We start from the raw sequence: 20,610 nt of genomic DNA, 5'->3' as shown, positions 1-20,610 counted from the left end.
GGTTGGGGAGGGGTGCTAGATAAATTCTCTAACAATAAATTTAACTGTGTACAAACCTCTGGAAAAAATGCCTCAACTCGATTTTTACCGGACATTTGGGCATTGTAATAAATAGTATGGGGATTTTGGCGCACAAATTGGGCAAGAATGGCACTTTTACCGCTACCGGGTACACCCACAATGGTGAAATAACCCTTGGGGTAACGGTGGAGAAAATTATTAATAGCAGTGAAGACAAAATCACGACCAACAAAATTTTCACTCTTGACTGAAGCAGAGAAAGATAAACTATTCATCTGTCACCTTTCCTTGCAAGCGCAAAAAATGTACCCTTCCTGATGATTCTCCTGCAACTATTGTGACACCATCAGGAGCAATTGCACAACGCATTATAAGACTTTCTCCGGTGAAGGTTGCTATTTCCTTTCTGGTTGCTAAATCCCAGATTTTGATAGTGTTGTCACCTGAACGAAAAATCAAGGTTTTGCAATCGGGTGTGACTGCGATATCTTCCATAGGCTTCACCAACGCATTTACCCAGTCACTATGACCTTCAAGGATCAACTTTTCTGTTCCTGTTTCCACATCCCAGATTTTGATAGTCTTGTCATCAGAACCAGAAATCAGGGTTTGTCCATCAGGTGTGAGTGTGATGGCTCTTATCAAGCTACTATGACCTTGAAGCGTGAATTTTTCTGTTCCTGTGACTAAATCCCAGATTTTGATAGTCTTGTCACCTGAAGCAGAAATCACCGTTTGTCCATCAGGTGTGACTGCGATCGCTGTTACCCAATCACTATGACCTTCAAGGGTGAATTTTTCTGTTCCTGTTTCTAAATCCCAGAATTTGATACTTTTGTCCCGAGAACATGAACCAGAAATCACCGTTTGTCCATCAGGTGTGACTGCGATCGCTGTTACGTAATCACTATGACCTTCAAGGGTGAATTTTTCTGTACCTGTTACCACATCCCAGATTTTGATAGTTTTGTCATCTGAACCAGAAATCAGGGTTCTACTATCTGGTGTGACTGCGATTCGATTTACCCAGTCACTATGACCTTCAAGGGTGAACTTTTCTGTTCCTGTTCCCAAATCCCAGATTTTGATAGTGTTGTCATCAGAACCAGAAATCACCGTTTTACCATCGTGTGTGACTGCGATCGCATTTACGGAGGAACTATGACCTTTGAGAGTGAAGTTTTGTGTTCTTGTTAGCAAATCCCAGATTTTGATAGTGTTGTCACCTGAACCAGAAATCACCGTTTTACCATCGTGTGTGACTGTGATCGTATTTACCGAGGAACTATGACCAGTAAGGGTGAACTGTTCTGTTCCTGTTACCAAATCCCAGATTTTGATAGTGTTGTCACCTGAACCAGAAATGACGGTTTTACCATCGGGTGTCAGTGCGATCGCATTTACCGACTCACTATGACCTTCTAGAGTGCGAATTAATCCACCACCAGGAGGTGTGAGGCTACCTATTAAACTATATAAACCTATATTTTTATCTGTGGCGATTTGTGCTAATAAATTTTTAATTTCTGGTAAATCAAAATATGTTAGTCGTGCTGATAGCTGTCCCTTGAGTTGTTTTGGATCTTTAAATAATATGTGTGTTGAGCTAAATAAAGCCCTTTGAATTAATTTTAATGCTTTGACGGTTTCAGCATACTTTGAATTATTCTTTATTTCGGAAGTATCTAATAAATCATAATCTTCAATTAGTGCTTGTATTCCAAATAAGGGATGATTGATTTTCGCTTCAATAAAGTAGTATTCCGATAATAATTTAAACAGTTCTGGATATTTGTTACCCGCTAATAATAACCGGGGATATTCACCTAAAAACTGTTCTTGTGCTTCCTCTGACTGTTCATCAAACCAACTGCGAAAGTTACTCATAGTATTAATCCCTCACCCATATTTTGAGCGACTTCCGCGCTAATTTGTGGTAAACTCACCCCCGCAGCTTCCACAATATCCTGACGTATTAAAAAATCTCGGAAACTTTCATGATAAAAGCGATAACGGGGCGGTTGATAGGTTTTTTGTTCCTGTAAAAACTGTGTCCAATCTTTGAGAACTTCCTGCACTGTGAGATCATCTTGCTGGGAATATTTCACAATCATTTCACGGGATACAGCACTTTTTAAAGCACACATCACATAAATAATTTTAATTTTATCCTTGGGTAAGGGTTTTTTCGTCATTCCCATCATGCGCCAATGACTCGCATAATATCCCTGTAAACCTGCGGGTAATTCTTCTAGTTTTTCATCTTTATAAACTTCATTTACAATAGCTTCTAACACAAGGCGTAAATACATGAAATTGTTTTCACTTTTAGCTGCAATAGTATCAACAAATTGCGCTTTATTAAGTCCATTTTGTTTATTTATCCAGTCGTCTAAGCCTATTTGATATTTTGGTAAAGCCATAAATTCTAAAATATAGGCTTTGATATCATCTTTACTATTATCTTGATATTGCCTTATATCCAATTCTACATACTTAGTATTGGGGGAAAGTGTTAATCTTTTCTCATCTGAATTATAAGGTCTTCTGGTAAGGATCAGGTAAACATTATCTGGTAAATACATCGGTAAATTTAACAAATTACCATTATCTTCTTGATCAACTTCATCTAAAGCATCAATAACAATGACTAATTTTTCAGAATCAGCTAATTTTTCACTAGATTTAGTTAATAAAGTAGATAAATTATCATTTTCCGCATTTTGTAAATTAAACCTATTTACTAATTGTTGACGAATTGATTTAAGGAATTGATCAGGGCGGTTTGTACCATCTGTACGAATATTAAAAAAGCAAATTGTACCGGGATTATCTACTATATATTTTGCAGCTATGGCACTTTTACCCATTCCCGCATCACCAAGAATACTAAAATAGCCGCTTTGGTGATTTTGGATAAATGCAGTAATAGCATCAAATACAAATTGACGACCACAAAATATTTTTGTTTTATCTTCAATGATAGTTTTAAATTCTGTGGGAATGATGGGTAAACATGAAGATATAAATGGTTCTAATTCTGTGGGCATATCCCTACCTAAATAATCTTTAAAAAACCAAATGATTAAATTATGAATAGCAGACTTCGTAAATGATAAATCATTACTATCTATTGTATCTCTTGGATCATTAGGATCATGTGAACCAGTATTACCATTAGTTCTGATTACTTCAAGATAAGATTTAATTTTATAGCGGTTTTTTTTATGTTCAATTATTATGTATTGTTGTTCCTGTTCTTGGGTAACTATAGTAATTAGTCCACTGAAATCTAATTCTCTATTTCTTGATGAAATTTCTGTTCCTGTATATTTCTTTTTTCCTAAGATAATTTCTTCACCAAAAGTTTCTCCATAATGATTAAAAATTATTGCTTTACACAAAGCCTCCCCTGCTTTCCTGGCATTATTCATTGCATCTTCAGCTATAGGATCAGAAAATGCCTGTTTTGACCACTTGGTTAAATCTAAAATTTTCTCTTCTACTTTCTGATTCATAGCTACCTTGATCTGATTTTGCAGTACAGCATCAGCAATTTTACCATTTGCAAGCATCATTTTATTTTACACCCAAAACAACTGAATCGAGAACAGCGCCGTTATTTTCATAAAAAACAGTATCAAAAATATGGTTATTGGATGGTAGCACTGGATAGAACACAGTGGAAGGGGCGAAATATATTTATGGTGACATTGGTATGGGGTACTCATGCCCTACCACTATATTGGGAAACATTAAATCATGTCGGAAATAGTAATTTACAAACACAGAAAAGATTAATAAAGACAGCAATAAAGTTGTTAAAAAAATGTCGAATTGTGGTGTTAGCAGACAGAGAATTTCATAGTCCAAAACTGGCTAAATGGTTTGATGAGCAAGGAGTTTACTTTGCTCTACGCCAGAAGAAAAACCTTTATTTTCAAGAAAAACCTGAACAAGAATATCAAGTTCTTAAAAATCAAGGATTTAAGCCAGGAATGTCGAGATTTTATGAAAAAGTTAAATGTAGTAAAGGGGATGAATTAGGCTTATTTAATATCGCTGTTTATTGGAAGAGAAAATATCGGAACTCTGGACCAAAAGAACCTTGGTATATCTTGACAAATCTACCAACTCTCCAACAAACTTTATGCCTCTATAGATGTCGATGGGGAATTGAGCAATTCTTTAAGGATTGTAAAACTGGTGGTTATAATCTAGAGGATACTAAAGTAAATGAAACTCGCTTTTTAGCTTTAGTATTATTGATTGTCATTGCTTATAGTTTAGCCACTATGCACGGTCAACGGATGAAAAAATTAGGTATAGAGACTTATGCCGGACGTATTCAACAACATCAGGACAAGTACCCACGTCAAAGTGATTTTAGCTTTGCTCTCTACGGACAACTATGGATTTATGGTATGGAATTATGGGCTGATTTAGCTCTGAATTTAATCAATCTCAAGCCTCATAAACGCCTCTTTTTTCAACGGGGCTTTCAGGCTCTATCCCTTATGAAACAAGCTCTTTAGCCGCCTTGTCACCCGTTAAGCGATTTAATAGGGGTTTTAGCCTGTAATTCAAATGTACTATGACGTAGGCGATAGCGAAGCGCTGCTGCAAGCAGTTCGCATAAAAATAGAGTTTTTAGCACCGAGGGTAGTTCAAGCTAAATTTCGGGAAATCGCTAAAACCATTACGAAACCTAGATTTTCTATTTTTTTGGCAATTTCTCAAACTCCAAAAAAAATGAGCGAACCGGGAGTAATAATCCAATTAATTCTCTCTTGATAAATAAACCACCAAAAAAACCTGGTAAACTGAGGAGAATAATAACAGCGAAGCCCAGATATTGACCGATAAAAATATGTCTACGGCGGAAATTTTGATCTATTTGCGAAAAAATAGGAGCAAAATAATAATGTCATCAATATTAGTGACTGTAAAAGCAATGATGCTTTGAGTAAAAGTAGTAATTAGACTATTCATTGCCAATATTTATGTAAAAGTTCAGAGTTTAAAAAGCTGCTACACAAACAAAGTTCACATTTCGACAAGCTCACTGTAACACTTGTCGAACTGCTCAGTGACCACCTGCATAGGCTAACAAAGAATTAAGGGCTGAAACCCATGAAGGTGGTTTTTGTCTGTGTACAGGATGAACCTGGCCTTTTCAAATATCCTCTAACGAATTGCTTGATATCTTCCCAAAGCCATTAAAGGAAAATACTGTTGATAAAGGTGATACTTCAAATAAAAATGACAAGGAAAGCCCGTGCCGGTAAAGTAAATTTCATCCCAAGTACCATCTGATTTTTGCGTTTCTAACAGGTAATTAATCCCCTTTTCAATACTATCAAGAGCTAATTTTCCCGTAGCTTCAACTGCTGCTATTAAACCGATTAAAGCCCATGCAGTTTGGGATGCTGTACTGTCACCTTTTCCTTTTAAATTAGGATCATTGTAACTAAAACAAGTTTCTCCCCAACCACCATCAGAATTTTGTACTTTCACTAACCAATTGACACCTTGATTGATATTTTCAGCATATTTTAAAGGATTAATTAAAGCCAAAGCTGATAAAACGCCGCTAGTTCCATAAATGTAATTTACACCCCAACGTCCAAACCAACAACCTTCAGTTTCTTGTTCTTTCAAAAGATAATCTAGAGACTTTTCTAAATTATTTGGTTGAATTGATAAATTACAAGCCCCTAACATTTCTAATACTCTAGCTGTGACATCAGCAGTATTGGGATCAATCATCGCTTTCAAATCACCATAAGGTACAGCATTAAGCCATTCTTGATCATTATCAATATCAAAAGCTGCCCAACCACCAGGTTTGCATTGCATTGTCGCAATCCAATTTAAAGCCCTATTAATGGCTTGTTTTTTTAGTTCTTCATTTGGCAATTTAGCCTGATGTAAAGCCATAACAACTACAGCAGAATCATCCACATCTGGATAAAAACGATTTTCAAATTCAAACGCCCAAGCACCGGGAGTTCCCTGCTTGTTTTTGACGTTCCAATCACCATAATCAAGAATTTGTTTCTCTATTAACCATTCTCCAGCTTTGACAATAGCGGCATCATTTGGCTCTAAACCTGAATCTATTAAAGCCCGAATCGCCCAAGCTGTGTCCCATACAGGAGAAACACAAGGTTGGACACAGTAACTATTTTCTATTTCAATAGCAAAATTATCAACTGCTTTTAAACCTCGTTTGATAATTGGATCATTAGCATCATAATCTAAACACTTTAAAGCTAATAGAGAATTTAACATAGCGGGAATAATTCCCCCCCAATCACCTGTAACTTCTTGACGTTCTAAAATCCACTTTTCTGCCGCTTTAATCCCCTCATTTCTAAAAGGAACAAAATTTAGACTTTCTGCTAATTTAAAACCATCATCCAGAATGTTAAATATATCTGACCAATCACCATTTTTTGGTAATTTCCAACGGACATTATTCACACCTTCAGCATATAATTCATCTAAATTAATTGGCTGATCAATTTTAAAGACAGGTTTTTGATCAAAGACAATTAATAAAGGTACAGTGCTAGAACGCGCCCAACTCGAAAGTTCATAAATATTGAAGAAAAAATTATCGGGTAGCAACATTACCCATGGTGGTAAAGAAGGCAGTCCGCGCCAATTATAACAGCCAATTAAAGCTAGATGTAATTTTGTAAAAATGCGAGTTTTGCTAATACCACCTTTAGCTAAAATTAGGGATTTCGCTTTTAGCAATGCTGGGTCTGTAGGGGATACACCTAACAACCTCAAAGCCATATAAGCTTCTACGGTTGTACTTAAATCTCCACCATCACCATAAAATAATTCCCAACCTCCATGTTCTCGCTGTTGAGAACGGAGATAATTTTCAACTTTATGCAAAGGTCTGGTTTTATCAGTTCCCCAAATCTTATGCAGTAAAACAGCTTCCGAAGTGATGGTAACATTAGATTCTAACTCTGCCCACCAATAACCATCGGGATTTTGAATAGAAAGCAGATGTTTTTGACTGGCGGCTATCGCATCAACAACTTTATTGACTTCTGTTCTATCTTGTGTTTCCATCAAATACCTACCTCAGCACCAAACTCAAGTATTTAATAACATAACCGAATTACGAGAAAATTCTTCCCCAAAATCAGCAGACATTGTATTCTATCCAAGTCAGTGACAATTAAATTTGTTTTTAAGTTTTAAATTGGAGTATAGCAACAGTTATGGCAACAATTATCTTGAGTTTGACCCTTCTATCCTTAGTCATTTGGTTATTTTTAATCTTATTTTGGGGGCAATTTTGGCGAATTAATCACCAATTAGAAGCAACGCCAGACAAAAATATTGAGAATAACACCTTACCCACAGTGTGCGTAATCATTCCCGCCCGCAATGAAGCCGATGTCATTCCCATTAGCTTGCGATCGCTCCTCCTGCAAGACTATCCTGGTAACTTCACCATCTTCCTCGTAGACGATCAAAGTAGCGATGGTACAGCCAACATTGCCCAAGGAGTAGCCTACGCCCTCGACAAAACCCCACAATTGCAGATTATATCCAGCCCCCCATTACCTCCGGGTTGGACAGGCAAATTATGGGCAATGGAACAAGGTGTACAAACAGCCAGCCAATTAAAACCAGACTATTTTTTACTTACCGACGCAGATATAGAACATCATCCCAGTAACCTCCGCCGCCTAGTTGCCAAAGCCGAAGCACAGAAATTAGACCTCGTATCCATCATGGTACGATTACGCTGTCAAAGCTTTTGGGAACAACTATTAATACCCGCATTCGTCTTCTTCTTCCAAAAACTCTATCCCTTTTCCTGGGTAAATAACCCCAAAAAGGCGATCGCCGCCGCCGCCGGAGGTTGTATTCTCATTCAGAAAGAAGCCCTCAATCGAATTGGTGGATTACAAGTTATTCGTCAAGCCCTAATTGATGACTGTTCCCTAGCCAAAGCCGTCAAATCAACCAAGGGAAAAATCTGGTTAGGACTCAGCACTCTCACCCGTAGCTTACGCCCCTACGATTCCCTCAAAACAATTTGGGATATGGTCGCCAGAAGTGCTTATACACAACTGAATTATTCCCCCTTTCTCCTCCTAGGTAGCCTCTTAGGAATGATCTTAGTTTATATAGTCCCCCCAATAGGAATTATTTTAGGACTGGTATTCGGGAATTGGATAATTACCCTCACCTCTGTCATCGGATACCTGCTAATGACTTTTGCTTACTTCCCAATTACTCGCTTTTACAAATGCTCCCCCACTTTTGCCTTTAGCCTACCCATAATTGCCTTTATGTATACTTGTATGACACTAGATTCAGCATTACAACATTGGCAAGGTCGTGGAGGCGCGTGGAAAGGTAGAGTATATGCCAATTGACAAAGTAGGACGAGCAAAAGCAGCAAAGACAGAAATTTCCCTCTTCTTTTGACTTCTGACTTGGCGTAAGCCATACTCGTGATTCCTGACCCCTGATCCCTAATCAAGCCAGAGTTTACCCCGTTGACAACCAGTAGCAGACATTTTTCCTAAAAATCCCCATTTTTACCCATTAAACACCAGCCCCAGCATTAACCACACATTAGGATTACTGGTAAAGACAGTAGATCAAAAGTAGTCAGAATATTTAAAACAAGTCCGGATTGGACATTAACAATTAGGGATTAAGTTATAGGAATCTGGACTTGAGAACAGGGAAGAGAAATTTTTCCCATTGATATCAAGTATCATAACCGCAAACTAAAACAGATTGTCATGTTTACAGCCAATGATAAAAGCCCAACTCAGGAATTTGCGTGTTATTGACCTCAACTTCACAGAAACTTCACAACTAATAACACAATATCTAGGCTATACTGTTTTCGGGCAATCAAAGTAAACTTTCTCGTTAGTGAAAAACTAAGAGTCCTTAAATCAAATCAGGCATAAACTTCAGCATCTTCCCGCGTCTGGGTGTAGTCGGCAAAAACCCCAAGTCTTAAATAGACCTGGATTTGATTATATGAGGTGAAAAATTTGGTACACAAATATGGATATAAAGAGAGTTTTATCTGGCATAGAAACTAACCGTATCTGACTATCCGAAAAAATTATCTCCACCAACTCTGGCTACTCAACTGCAAGCCAGGGAAGTTTCGTCATAAGTAATTGGACAAAAATATTTACAGTCATTGCGAGCGAAGGGAAGCAATCACAACCCTTGCAATTGCTTCATTCCACTTCATTCCATTCACAATGACATTGTGTAATTAATTCTGTCTCACTACTTACCAGGGTATTAACTACTATTCCCTTATTTCCATCAAAAGTTACTCTAGCGACTCAAGCTTAGGGGCAACCACACATATTTACCCCAAAGGTATGAACTTCTGTCCATACTATCACCAACACTCTAGCCACTCAACTACAGCCTAGAGCTATTTCTCAATGCAGATTTATGGCAAATACCTGTGTAACTAGCGTGGAACTATCTATTACACCAGCTTTGCTGTAACCGAAATTTGTCAACCATCGAAAAAAACTAATAACACTACATCATTATGGACACCACAACTGTAGATAGCAGCAATCTATTAACAGAACTAGATCCTATGTCCGCCACAACTGAAGATACTAGCAATCTATTAACAGAACTAGATCCTATGTCCGCCACAACTGAAGATACTAGCAATCCATCAACAGAACTAGATCCTATGTCCACCACAACTGAAGATACTAGCAATCCATCAACAGAACCAGATTCTAATCCTATTGCCACCGCAACTGGAGTTAGCAGCAATCCATCGATCATAACAAGTGAAAATACCCCAGTTGAGGAGATCCCATTTGAAGCAGCCCTACCAGATCCTAATTCCAGCAGTGAAGATGAAGAGTTATTTTTGATCGGTATAGATCCTGTAACTGGCGAGACTATTGTTATCGATCCTGTAAGTGGTGAGATTATACCCACTTCCACTCCCATATCCAACAACAACGGCTTTACTATCAAGGGTGTAAGTAGCGATGAGTTCGGCTACTCAGTTAGCGCTGTTGATATTAATGGTGATGGAATTGAAGATATCGTCATTGGCTCACCTTTGAGCGATCCTAATAACAAAAGCAACGCCGGAAAAACCTATGTAGTCTTTGGTGAAAGAGATTCACGTAATCGAACCATAGATGTCTCTAGCCTCGATAACACTAAAGGCTTTGTGATCAATGGGCCTAACGCGGGTGATAAATTCGGCTATTCTGTTAAGAATATTGGGGATATTAATGGTGATGGTGTTCATGACCTAGCCATTGGCGCACCTGGTGCAGATGAGAATAGTCTCGGCTCTGCTTATGTCATCTTTGGCAGTAATGACCCCAACTATTTTAATAGTCCCATCGAACTTTCCAACCTTGGCAGTAAGGGCTTTAATATTCAAGGCAGTGAATATAGTCGTAATGCCGGTTGGTCTGTTAGTGCCGCTGGTGATATCAATGATGATGGAATTAATGACCTATTAATTGGCGCAACTAATCCTGGTGATAATGGATCAGGGACTATAGGTGAAAGCTATATCATCTTTGGGAAAGAGAATTTTGACTCAACCCTAAACCTCGACGACCCAAACTTTGGGCTTGATGACGGTTTGATTATCTACAGCTATAACCCGGATAACCCAAGTGATGACAACAATAGCTTAGGTTATTCTGTCAGTGACGCTGGGGATATCAACGGTGATGGAATTGATGACCTCATCATTGGTGCGCCCTATGCGAATCCCAATGGTAACAATTCTGGCAGCAGTTATGTCATTTATGGGCGTAGCAATGACGACCCTTTTACTAATTATATTAACATTGCCAACCTCAGTAGCAGCGATGGCTTTGTCATCAACGGACAAGATGGTGATCAATCAGGACTCTCTGTTAGCAAAGCTGGGGATATCAACGGTGACGGCATCGGAGACTTGATTATTGGTGCGAAAGGCAAAGGCTATGTGGTCTTTGGCAAACAAGATTTTGGTTCTAGCATCAATCTTTCTGACCTTAATGGTAGCAATGGCTTTACCATCAATGGTATTTCAACCCTTGATAACTCCGATTGGTATGTCAGTGGTGCTGGGAATATTAACAATGATGACATTGATGACATCATCATTGGGGCAAAAAATGCTAATAATAATGTTGGACAAGTCTACGTCATTTATGGCACAGAGGAAGACTTTGCTCCTACCTTTGAACTCTCAAGTCTCGAAAGTCCCGACAGTCAAAATGGCTTTATAATTGACGGTGCTTCTATAGGTGATAAGTTAGGTAGCTCGATCAGTAATGGAGATTTTGATGGTGACGGTGTTAACGATTTAATTATTGGCGCACCTGGATCAGGGGCAGTCTATGTGCGGCTTGGCACTGACACGGGAATCGACACTGGCACTGACACTGGCACTGATACGGGAACTGACACTGGCACTGACACGGGAACCGACACTGGCACTGATACGGGAACCGATACGGGAACCGACACGGGAATCGACACGGGAACTGATACGGGAACTGACACTGGCACTGACACGGGAACCGACACTGGCACTGATACGGGAACCGACACGGGAATCGACACTGGCACTGATACGGGAACTGACACGGAAACTGACACGGGAACTGACACTGGCACTGATACGGAAACTGACACGGGAACTGACACTGGCACTGACACTGATACCGGAACTGACACGGAAACTGACACTGGCACTGACACTGAAACTGTTAACATTAACGATTTCCTCTCACTAATTAGTGATAATGTCTTCAATATCAAAGATAACGACGGCAAAGTGACACTAGAAGTAAAATTGACAGGATTCAATTTTAATGGTTTCTATGAAATAGGAGTATTTACTGTTGATGATGCGTCTGGTAAAATAGATGGAATTGCCCCAGGTGAACCTGGTTATGCAGAAAAAGCATTAGCAAAAGGTCAGATAATTTTCTCTACTATTACTAATCTTCCTGCTGGATTTGATCTCACTAGCCTCGGTAGGTTATTAGAGTTTAACTCCAATGACAATTTGAGATTCTATTTAGTAAAAGATGGTTCAACCGATTCTGTACTGAATAAGAACACACCCATTGGCAATGTTCTCTTTGCCAACCCTTCTACTGTAAAAATTACAGACTTGGGGTCTAATAGTTTCTCCCTAAATTGGGAAGATGGTTCTGGTAATTCAACTGGGTTCGACGATTTGCAAGTCCAGATTCAAGCAAATGATAAATCTATGCCTTTGGGTACAGCTTTGCAAAGTAAACCACAAGGCGAATCGCTGGATTTACGGGGTATTACTGGTGCAGTAACCGCTGATTTTACTGTTTACCGAGAAGCAAGTTACAACAATTTCGTTGGTTTCTATCGCGTAACTGATGGGAATGGCGGTATTGATACTAATGGTGATGGTATCGCTGATATCCTCCCAGGACAGGATGGTTATGTGCAAGCGGCTCTGAATGGCCGTGTTTCTGATGTTAGCTTGAACGTGAATAACGGCGGAACAGCAGGTTTCAATACTACCATTCAAGGTGGTGCTATGTATGTACCATTTCTTGTGGCTAATGGTACACTTGATGCCCTACTTGATAGAAATCCTAATAATAACCCAGATATTTACTTCGCCTTCTTGGGGGCTAACTCAGATGGTGTTGATCATGTGCGGATATTAGGTGATAATACCTTTGGCTTTGAGGATTTACGTGGTGGTGGTGATAAAGACTTCAATGATGTGATTGTTAAAGTCAATTTGGCATCAGTGGTTTAGCTTAAGGGACTTCCAATTAAAAAAATCCCCAAAAGTTTCTTGTGGTGCGGGCATCTTGCCCGCTAATTACCAAGGACAGGCAGGATTGCCCATCCCACAAAATTGGGTAATTTATTTTTTGGTGATCCCTAAAAGATATTTCTCCGGTTTAAATTCTGTTTAGATCCCCGACTTCTCTAAGAAGTCGGGGATCTTATGGGTCTATTGGACATTCTTGCCTTAGGCCGTAAACAATAATTGTGTAACTGTTGTTAAAGCTTTGAGTCCTTTTAATGAACCGGTAATTAATCGAGTTGCTGCTAGGGGTTGACGGATTAATTCCCAAACTAAGGGTAAAGGTTGTAATGAGCCGTCTGCGCTAATGGCTGAGGTGATATTGGGGATGTCATGGTGAGCATCATCGCTAACTACTCGTAGGATGGCTACTTGTACTGGTGGAGAAACTGCGTCAGATGGTTGCTGGAAAAATTCGAGAAAAGCGTATCCTTCCATATCTACAACGTCAGCGCCGGATTGTTCTTGTAACTGGCGTTTTTGTTTGGCTTTATATAAGAGGCGATCGCTCGTTAACCCTTTGACTAAAGATACATGATCTCCAAGTTTATTATGTATATCTGCGGTAAAGGAATTATCGCCCTCTTGCAGATTTCCTTGATAAAGACAATTTTGATATAAAACAATATCTCCAATTTGATATTTTTGGCTCAAGCTACCGCATAAACCCATCATCAGCATCCGATTTGCTTGATTATGGGTGAATTGTTGTAAATATTTCCGCACTGGTTCAATTCCCATTGGTATCGCTAATACCTTGACTTGGGAACTGGGGACGCGCCTTAATCCGCGACAGACGGCTTGATATTCTGCTCCCTGGGGGACTAGGATCAAAGTTGACATGAGAATAAAAAATTTAGAAACTATTTTCCTTTTACTACTAAGAGTGTAAAATACTAAAGATACAACAATTTAATGTTATCCGTATCTGCCAAAGATATTTTTCATAAATCAGTAAGAAAAGCTTTAGAAAAAGAACAGTGGTTAATTACAGATGATCCACTAAAATTTAAATTTGGTGATGTCAATTTTCAGGTCGATTTAGCTGCCCAGAAATTACTTGGTGCGGAAAAAGCAGGTGAGAAAATAGCTGTAGAAATCAAAAGTTTTCTCAATCCTTCGGCAATTACAGACTTTTACGCTGCGTTAGGTCAGTTTCTCAGTTATCGTCTAGCATTGGAAACTATTGAACCAAATCGTATACTGTACTTAGCGATTCCCTTAGATGCTTATGAAATATTTTTCCAACTTGAATTTACTCAAATTGCACTACAAAGATATCAAGTACCATTAGTAGTCTATGAACCCAGGAAAGAGGTAATTTTTAAATGGATAAAATAGCTAAATATCGAGAATATATTCAAACTTTGTTAACTAATTACGCCAAAGATGATGAAGAAGAAGAACTACAACTGATTTTTGATACCCAAAGGGATCATTACCAATGGATGAATGTCGGCTGGCAAGAACTACATCGAGTTTATCGTAGTGTCATGCACTTTGATATTAAAGATGGCAAAATTTGGCTACAACAAAATTTGACAGACCAAAATCCTGCTGAGGAGTTAGTAAAAATGGGTGTTCCCAAAGAAGATATTGTGTTGGGGTTGCATCCACCCTACAAGCGTCCATATACAGATTATGGTGTTGCTTAGAATACTTTGAACAAGGAACGAAAGGATTAAGGATCTACCATGACTAAACATCTACAACCATTTTCACCCTAGAAGTTCTATACTAGCCTGTCAGTTGTCAGTGATCAAAAGACTGACAACTAATGACCAAGGACTCAAATAATTTTATCAGATGGTACAGACCAATACACAATCTACACGCGAAAGCTTCAATATTTCCAAATTAGCGATTAAGTTTTCTTGGTTGACAGTGTGTTTTTGGATAGGTATAGCGGTAGCTGGTATCCTGGCATTCAGTTCCCTCAAATATGCTTTATTTCCAGATATCACCTTTCCGGTAGTGGTGGTAAATGCCCAAGCACCCTTAACATCTGCCCTAGATACGGAAGAACAACTAACTAAACCCCTGGAGGCAAGTCTCAAATCACTGGCAGGTCTTGAGGACATTCGTTCATCAACCTATCCTGGTCAAACTGCCGTAATTTCCTCTTTTGTGGTGGGGACAAATTTAGAAACTGCGACCAAGAAAATTTCTCAAATCGTCAATCAATTAAATCTACCCAAGAATGCCACTAAAAAAATCATCCCTTTGAATCTGAACGAATCAGCGGCTGTTAGCTATGCCATTGAAAGCACTGCTGGGAAGATTGACAATTTACAGCAACTAGCAAAAGCGAAAATTGTCCCAGCGATCGCTAAATTACCAGGAGTTCTCAAAGTCTCCCTCTTAGGAGATGGCAATACAAGGAGTCAGGAGCGTAGGGGCGCAGGGCCTGCGCCCGTAACTCCCATAAGTCAGGAAGAAGAAAGAAGAAGGAATGTTTTATTACCCTCATCTGGCACTTTAGTAAGATTCAATGGTAAACAGGCTTTAGCCTTTCAAGTAATTAAAAAAGGTAATGCCAACACCCTAGAAGTAGTCAGTCGGGTAGAAAAAGAAGTACAACAGCTAAGGTTGAGCTTAAAAGATGTCACCCTCACCTTAGCTGCTACCCAAGCTGAATATATTCACAACGCCACCCATTCCACCATAGATGCACTGATCGAAGCGATCGTCCTCTCAGTAGTTGTCATCTTTCCCTTTTTATGGAATTGGCAAGCCACCCTAATTTCTGCCTTAGCTATTCCCGTGTCTTTGTTAGGGACATTTATCGTCATGGCGATATATGGCTTTAACCTAGAAACCATCACCCTGTTAGCCTTAGCTTTAGTCATTGGCTCGATAGTAGATGATGCCATAGTTGATGTAGAAAACATCATGCGGCATATAGAAGAAGGAAAAACCCCCCGCGAAGCCGCACTCATAGCCACCAATGAAATTGGTTTAACTGTCACCGCAGCCACTTTAACAGCAGTAGCGGTATTTTTGCCTATCGGTTTAATGGGTGGAGTCATTGGTCAATTTTTCAAACCCTTTGGGATTACAGTTTCCGCTGCGATGCTGACATCTTTATTAGTAGCCCGAACCTTATCACCCGTCTTAGCTATTTACTGGCTCAAAGCTAAATCATCCAGTTCTCCCCAAAAGCAAAGTAAAATTTGGCTAGAATTTGATCAGGCTTACCGTAACTTGTTAGCCTGGTCATTGCAGCACCGCTTAATAGTTGTCGGCTTGGCAGTTGGTAGTTTAATAGCTGGTTTAGCCCTGATTCCCCTAATTCCCAAAGGGTTTATTCCCAAACTTGACCGAGGAGAATTTAATATTGTCTATACTGCTCCCTTACCTAATCTTCCTGGGAATCTTGGACAAGCGGGGCAAGGAGGACGACAACAACCAGGAGGACAACCAGGACAAGCGGGACAAAAAGATAAATTAGAAAATTCGTCTTTGTCTGCTGCGGCTTTAGCTGCTTCATCATCTTCTATTCCCATTCCTAATCCTCTAAACGATTCTTTGGATGTTGCTAAGAAACTGGAAGAAGTAGTGAGGAAGTTCCCCGCAGTGGCAACGGTATTTACTACTGTGGGTTCTCGTGAAGGTGAACCAAACAAAGGTACGCTGTACGTTAAGCTCAAAGCAGAGCGAGAAGTGAAAACGGCAGAAATACAAGACCAACTCCGCGCTGCTTTGCCAAAATTGGCGGGTGTAACTACAAGTGTAGAAGATATTCAGTTTGTAGACACAGGTGGACAAAAACCTCTGCAAATAGCCTTACAAGGCAATGATCTTCAAGCCTTAACGACGGCAGCTAAAGCAGTAAAAGCCCGAATTGAGAAAATATCTGGGTTTGCTGATGTCACTATCACAGGTGCATCTGATCAACAAGATCCAATTTTACAAATTGAACGTTTGAATAATCAGCGGGTGGCTTATATCGGTGCTAACCTGGGTCAAAATTTAACTTTGGGTGATGCGACGGATAAGGTGGTAGCAGAAGCTAAAGCAGTTATACCTGCGGGTGTTTCTTTGAATTTAGGGGGAGATTCTGCCCGTCAGAATGAGGTTTTTGGGAGTTTTGGCACGACTTTGGGGTTATCAGCACTTTGTATTATTGTGGTGTTAATTTGGTTATTTAAAAGTTGGGTAGACCCCATAGTTATTGGTCTTTCTTTACCTTTAGCAATCGTGGGGGCGTTGTTGGCACTGCTATTTACAAAAAGTGATTTTGGGATGATATCTCTAATTGGTTTTGTATTTTTGCTGGGGATTACTAACAAAAATGCCATCTTAATTGTAGATTACATTAATCAGTTAAGAGATTCTGGACTAGAAAGAACTGAGGCAATTCTCAAAGCTGGACCTGTCCGGTTGCGTCCCATTATGATGACAACTGCGGCGACAATTTTGGGGATGGTTCCCATTGCTTTGGGTTTAGGTGCGGGTTCAGAATTGCGATCGCCTATGGCTGTATCTATAGCCGGTGGTTTGGTCAGTTCTACTATTCTCAGCTTGTTTGTTGTCCCCGTATTTTACGCCATTTTAGATGATTGGTTTCCTAGAAAGAAGATAAAACAATAAAAACTCGTAGGGTGCGTCAAAAGTTAATTTAATAATTAGATGATGAATTAACAAGTTTGACGCACCGTTTCAGTAGAAAACTTTTAATTCTTAATATCCCTAACTTCTTGAACAAATTGGGGATATTTCACTAATATATCTATCGTCAGATATAGCTATATCTAACTCTTGGGGATGAAGTTAAGTGAATCGTTAAAGCCTAGAATACACTTACTATTGCCAAAGCCACCTTTAGTTTTAAATATTAAATTATAAGTTGGAGGTAATCAGTCATCATGTTTAGGACTTCTCTCACTCATAATTGTTTGATTGATAAGACAAATTATTGATTTGAATACTGGAGATAAAAAAATGGAATATACCGAGTTTATAACCCATGTTCAAAGTTTAGCTCAATCGGAATTTCGTGAAGAAGCAGAAGTTGCTACTCGTGCTACTTTTGAAAGTATTAAAAAAATTATTCCTAGTGATGAAAGAGAAGAATTAGCAGCACAAATACCCCAGGAATTGAGAGAATATTTGTATGGAGGTGAAACAGAACCTATTCAATCTTTGAATTTACAAGAATTTATTAAATGTATCAGTGACAAAGAAAAGGTAGAACCCACGATAGCTGCTATTCATGTGCGGGCTGTTTTTGCTGTTGTACAACTTGCTGTTTCTCCGGAAAATTTCCGCAAATTTTATAACTATTTCTCTCATGATTATGAGGAATTATTTACCATCTCACTCGCTTAGTTAAAAGAGATTTGTCAAGGGAAAATTTGAAAATACTCGATTTCTCTAAGAAGTCGGGTATATTTTTGTTTACTAAATATTGAAAATGAATTACTATAGATACAGAATCATCAAAATTAAAGTTAATTTCAGGAATTATGCTGACTTTTACTCAACGTCAACCACCTAATGATGATACTATAGTTACTTTCACTCTTTCACTGACTGCGGAAGAACGAACTCGTAGCCGCCATAAATTTACATTAGCAAATGGTAAGGAAGTTTTTTTGCGTTTGGCTAGAGGTACAGTATTAAATGATGGCGATATTCTCATAAATGAAAATGAAAGTATGAATATGAGAATTATTGCTAAACCTGAACCAGTTTTAACTGTATTAGCAGAAATTCCTTTATTATTAAGGGCTGCGTATCATTTAGGAAATCGTCATGTATCTGTGGAAATTACTCCCACTTATTTACGCTTATCTCCAGATACGGTTTTAGCTGCTATGTTGACACAATTGGGATTAGAAATTAAAGAGGAAGTTGTACCTTTTCAACCAGAATTAGGGGCTTATGGAAATCACTCTCACACATAGCCATTTTTTGGCGATTTTACAATTAGCAAGTCCAGCTTTACCTGTTGGTGCTTATGGCTATTCAGAAGGGTTGGAAATGTTAGTAGAAAATGGGACTATTACTAATATTGAAAATCTCCAAGATTGGCTAAAATCTGAGTTAATTTATGGCTCAATTCGCCTAGATGCGGCGGTAATGGTGAGGGGTTTTCATGCTATCCAATCAGGTGATAGGTCGGCTTTAAAGCGGTGGAATTTATGGTTATCAGCGGCGAGGGATACGGAGGAATTACGGGCTGCTAGTTGGCAAATGGGACGTTCTCTGATGCAATTATTGGGGAAGCTAGAACCGGATATTTTACCTGTGGTGAATGCTGTGGGTTATCCTAGCAATTATGCGATCGCTTTTGCTATAGCTTGCGCTCATTGGGATATCAATATTCAAGCTGCTTTATTAGCTTATTTACACAGTTGGGCGAATAATTTAATTACTGCTGGTATCAAACTTATTCCGCTGGGACAAACTGCGGGACAACAGTTATTACTGTGGTTACAACCTTTATTAACTACTACCGTGGGGGAGATTTTGACAATGGCAGATGATGATTTAGGATGTTGTAATTGGGGTTTGTCTTTAGCGAGTATGCAGCACGAAACCCAATATACTAGATTGTTTAGGAGTTAAAAATTATGACGGCTTTAAGAGTAGGCGTTGCGGGTCCCGTAGGTTCGGGAAAAACGGCTTTGGTAGATGCTTTGTGCAAGGGTTTACGGGAAAAATATCAGTTAGCTGTGGTGACAAATGATATCTATACTCAAGAGGATGCTCAGTTTTTAGTGCGTTCTCAGGCTTTGTCAAGCGATCGCATTTTAGGAGTAGAAACGGGAGGTTGTCCCCATACTGCTATCCGTGAAGATGCTTCTATGAATTTAGCCGCAATTGAACAATTAGAAGAAAAATTTACCAATTTAGATTTAGTCTTTTTAGAAAGTGGTGGAGATAATTTAGCTGCTACTTTTAGTCCTGAATTAGTAGATTTAACAATTTATGTCATTGATGTCGCTGCTGGTGATAAAATCCCCCGCAAAGGTGGACCAGGTATTACCAAATCTGATTTATTAGTGATTAATAAAACTGATCTTGCTCCTTATGTGGGTGCTGATTTGAATGTCATGGAACGAGATGCGAAAAAAATGCGTGGTGATAAACCTTTTGTTTTTACAAATTTGAAAACTCAAACTGGTTTAGGAGATGTGATTCAGTTTGTGAATGCAGCTATTTGTTAATTGTTTCATAGCGTGGCGTGGACATATCAGGATTTATAGAAGGTAATACCATTTTAAAAAATCTGTGCTATATTTGTATGGCATTATAAAGATGCTATTAATTTTTAATTTCCTGATCATACACAATCAACCCATTCAATGATAAACTAAAAATATGGTAAATAATATCTCATTCATGGTTATGAATAAAAATATTGACATTATCAAAGATACAAGAGTAAATTGTTACTCCGTGATGACACAGTTTCAAGTAGAAGAATATCTAAAAAGGGTAAAAAATGCCTTTGAAAATAGAGGAGGTTTAGAAGGACAAAGAGATACTTTAAAAACAAATACTGCTATACGTATCCGCAAGAGGATGATTAAAGATATAGAAACTGGAGCGGTATTACCACCAATAGTTATAGGGGTGATTATTCCCCAGGATAATTTTGCCATTATTGAACAATTAGAAGACAATAATGCTTTTTTAGAATTTATTAACAAAATACCTGAAGATAGTATATCTATTATTGATGGTATGCAACGAACTAAAGCTTTAAG

The 20,610-nt window shown here is 38.7% G+C and carries 15 protein-coding genes and 3 pseudogenes; 12 read left to right on the top strand and 6 right to left on the bottom strand.

Annotated elements, in window-relative coordinates; all coding sequences use genetic code 11:
- The 3 genes from IQ228_RS05095 to IQ228_RS05085 all read right to left on the bottom strand — a co-directional run.
- Positions 1-296 (bottom strand): ATP-binding protein (locus IQ228_RS05095; RefSeq protein ID WP_193962328.1); only part of this gene is annotated, 296 nt, incomplete at its 3' end.
- Positions 289-1,908 carry a WD40 repeat domain-containing protein gene (locus tag IQ228_RS05090; RefSeq protein ID WP_193962327.1) on the bottom strand — a complete coding sequence of 540 codons (1,620 nt, stop codon included), beginning with the start codon at positions 1,906-1,908 and terminating at the stop codon, positions 289-291. The genes IQ228_RS05090 and IQ228_RS05095, both read right to left, overlap by 8 nt.
- Positions 1,905-3,599, bottom strand: a complete 1,695-nt coding sequence (locus tag IQ228_RS05085) for an ATP-binding protein (RefSeq protein WP_193962326.1) — start codon at positions 3,597-3,599, stop codon at positions 1,905-1,907. Before IQ228_RS05085 ends, IQ228_RS05090 begins: the two co-directional genes overlap by 4 nt.
- Positions 3,600-3,605: 6 nt before the next feature.
- Between IQ228_RS05085 and IQ228_RS05080 the strand changes: the two are divergent.
- Both IQ228_RS05080 and IQ228_RS05075 read left to right on the top strand, forming a co-directional pair.
- A pseudogene (locus tag IQ228_RS05080) lies at positions 3,606-4,556 on the top strand (IS4 family transposase); the annotation flags it as partial.
- Between the two features lie 52 nt (positions 4,557-4,608).
- The gene (locus tag IQ228_RS05075) at positions 4,609-4,815 is read left to right on the top strand and encodes a hypothetical protein (protein WP_193962325.1); all 207 of its coding nucleotides are present in this window, start codon (positions 4,609-4,611) and stop codon (positions 4,813-4,815) included.
- Here the strand turns inward: IQ228_RS05075 and IQ228_RS26445 are convergent.
- A pseudogene (locus IQ228_RS26445) lies at positions 4,781-5,013 on the bottom strand (cadmium resistance transporter); the annotation flags it as partial. The gene IQ228_RS05075 and the pseudogene IQ228_RS26445 sit on opposite strands and share 35 nt — an antisense overlap.
- Positions 5,014-5,208: 195 nt before the next feature.
- Positions 5,209-7,116 (bottom strand): squalene--hopene cyclase, encoded by a 1,908-nt coding sequence (shc, locus tag IQ228_RS05070; protein ID WP_193962324.1) that lies wholly within the window; start codon positions 7,114-7,116, stop codon positions 5,209-5,211.
- 152 nt (positions 7,117-7,268) lie between these two features.
- On the opposite strand from shc, the gene IQ228_RS05065 reads away from it, so the two are divergent.
- Together IQ228_RS05065 and IQ228_RS05060 are read left to right on the top strand one after the other, a co-directional pair.
- Positions 7,269-8,438, top strand: a complete 1,170-nt coding sequence (locus IQ228_RS05065; protein WP_193962323.1) for a glycosyltransferase — start codon at positions 7,269-7,271, stop codon at positions 8,436-8,438.
- A 1,160-nt stretch (positions 8,439-9,598) separates the two neighbouring features.
- Entirely contained in the window at positions 9,599-12,838 is a 3,240-nt protein-coding gene (locus tag IQ228_RS05060) for a DUF4114 domain-containing protein (RefSeq protein WP_193962322.1), read from the top strand.
- A 219-nt stretch (positions 12,839-13,057) separates the two neighbouring features.
- Here the strand turns inward: IQ228_RS05060 and IQ228_RS05055 are convergent, their stop codons facing one another.
- Entirely contained in the window at positions 13,058-13,735 is a 678-nt protein-coding gene (locus tag IQ228_RS05055) for a phosphorylase (RefSeq protein WP_193962321.1), read from the bottom strand.
- Positions 13,736-13,807: 72 nt separating this feature from the next.
- Here IQ228_RS05055 and IQ228_RS05050 point away from each other — a divergent pair, with 72 nt between their 5' ends.
- From IQ228_RS05050 to IQ228_RS05015, 8 genes and pseudogenes are all read left to right on the top strand, one after another.
- Positions 13,808-14,233: a XisH family protein gene (locus IQ228_RS05050; RefSeq protein WP_027403893.1), complete on the top strand. Its 426-nt coding sequence runs from the start codon at positions 13,808-13,810 to the stop codon at positions 14,231-14,233.
- Complete coding sequence (locus tag IQ228_RS05045; RefSeq protein WP_027403892.1) at positions 14,221-14,547, top strand: XisI protein; 327 nt, start codon at positions 14,221-14,223, stop codon at positions 14,545-14,547. Before IQ228_RS05050 ends, IQ228_RS05045 begins: the two co-directional genes overlap by 13 nt.
- Positions 14,548-14,698: 151 nt before the next feature.
- Complete coding sequence (locus tag IQ228_RS05040; RefSeq protein WP_193962320.1) at positions 14,699-17,485, top strand: efflux RND transporter permease subunit; 2,787 nt, start codon at positions 14,699-14,701, stop codon at positions 17,483-17,485.
- 351 nt (positions 17,486-17,836) lie between these two features.
- Positions 17,837-18,223, top strand: coding sequence for a DUF2267 domain-containing protein (locus tag IQ228_RS05035; protein ID WP_027403890.1), 387 nt, complete (start codon positions 17,837-17,839; stop codon positions 18,221-18,223).
- A gap of 137 nt (positions 18,224-18,360) precedes the next feature.
- Positions 18,361-18,801: an urease accessory protein UreE gene (gene ureE / locus IQ228_RS05030; protein WP_027403889.1), complete on the top strand. Its 441-nt coding sequence runs from the start codon at positions 18,361-18,363 to the stop codon at positions 18,799-18,801.
- Entirely contained in the window at positions 18,779-19,465 is a 687-nt protein-coding gene (locus IQ228_RS05025) for an urease accessory protein UreF (RefSeq protein WP_193962319.1), read from the top strand. The genes ureE and IQ228_RS05025 overlap by 23 nt, the downstream gene beginning before the upstream one ends.
- Before the next feature lie 5 nt (positions 19,466-19,470).
- Positions 19,471-20,067, top strand: coding sequence for an urease accessory protein UreG (ureG, locus tag IQ228_RS05020; RefSeq protein WP_168650702.1), 597 nt, complete (start codon positions 19,471-19,473; stop codon positions 20,065-20,067).
- Positions 20,068-20,248: 181 nt separating this feature from the next.
- Positions 20,249-20,610, top strand: a pseudogene (locus tag IQ228_RS05015) (hypothetical protein); the annotation flags it as partial.

Source organism: Dolichospermum sp. LEGE 00246 (assembly GCF_015207865.1).
Lineage (GTDB): Bacteria > Cyanobacteriota > Cyanobacteriia > Cyanobacteriales > Nostocaceae > Dolichospermum > Dolichospermum heterosporum.
This window is presented reverse-complemented; position numbering and strand designations above follow the sequence as displayed.

Bases quoted from the DNA above. Each gene is read 5' to 3' on its own strand.
- IQ228_RS05090 (WP_193962327.1), bottom strand. From the start codon at position 1,908: ATGAGTAACTTTCGCAGTTGGTTTGATGAACAGTCAGAGGAAGCACAA.
- IQ228_RS05085 (WP_193962326.1), bottom strand. From the start codon at position 3,599: ATGATGCTTGCAAATGGTAAAATTGCTGATGCTGTACTGCAAAATCAG.
- IQ228_RS05075 (WP_193962325.1), top strand. From the start codon at position 4,609: ATGTACTATGACGTAGGCGATAGCGAAGCGCTGCTGCAAGCAGTTCGC.
- shc (WP_193962324.1), bottom strand. From the start codon at position 7,116: ATGGAAACACAAGATAGAACAGAAGTCAATAAAGTTGTTGATGCGATA.
- IQ228_RS05065 (WP_193962323.1), top strand. From the start codon at position 7,269: ATGGCAACAATTATCTTGAGTTTGACCCTTCTATCCTTAGTCATTTGG.
- IQ228_RS05060 (WP_193962322.1), top strand. From the start codon at position 9,599: ATGGACACCACAACTGTAGATAGCAGCAATCTATTAACAGAACTAGAT.
- IQ228_RS05055 (WP_193962321.1), bottom strand. From the start codon at position 13,735: ATGTCAACTTTGATCCTAGTCCCCCAGGGAGCAGAATATCAAGCCGTC.
- IQ228_RS05050 (WP_027403893.1), top strand. From the start codon at position 13,808: ATGTTATCCGTATCTGCCAAAGATATTTTTCATAAATCAGTAAGAAAA.
- IQ228_RS05045 (WP_027403892.1), top strand. From the start codon at position 14,221: ATGGATAAAATAGCTAAATATCGAGAATATATTCAAACTTTGTTAACT.
- IQ228_RS05040 (WP_193962320.1), top strand. From the start codon at position 14,699: ATGGTACAGACCAATACACAATCTACACGCGAAAGCTTCAATATTTCC.
- IQ228_RS05035 (WP_027403890.1), top strand. From the start codon at position 17,837: ATGGAATATACCGAGTTTATAACCCATGTTCAAAGTTTAGCTCAATCG.
- ureE (WP_027403889.1), top strand. From the start codon at position 18,361: ATGCTGACTTTTACTCAACGTCAACCACCTAATGATGATACTATAGTT.
- IQ228_RS05025 (WP_193962319.1), top strand. From the start codon at position 18,779: ATGGAAATCACTCTCACACATAGCCATTTTTTGGCGATTTTACAATTA.
- ureG (WP_168650702.1), top strand. From the start codon at position 19,471: ATGACGGCTTTAAGAGTAGGCGTTGCGGGTCCCGTAGGTTCGGGAAAA.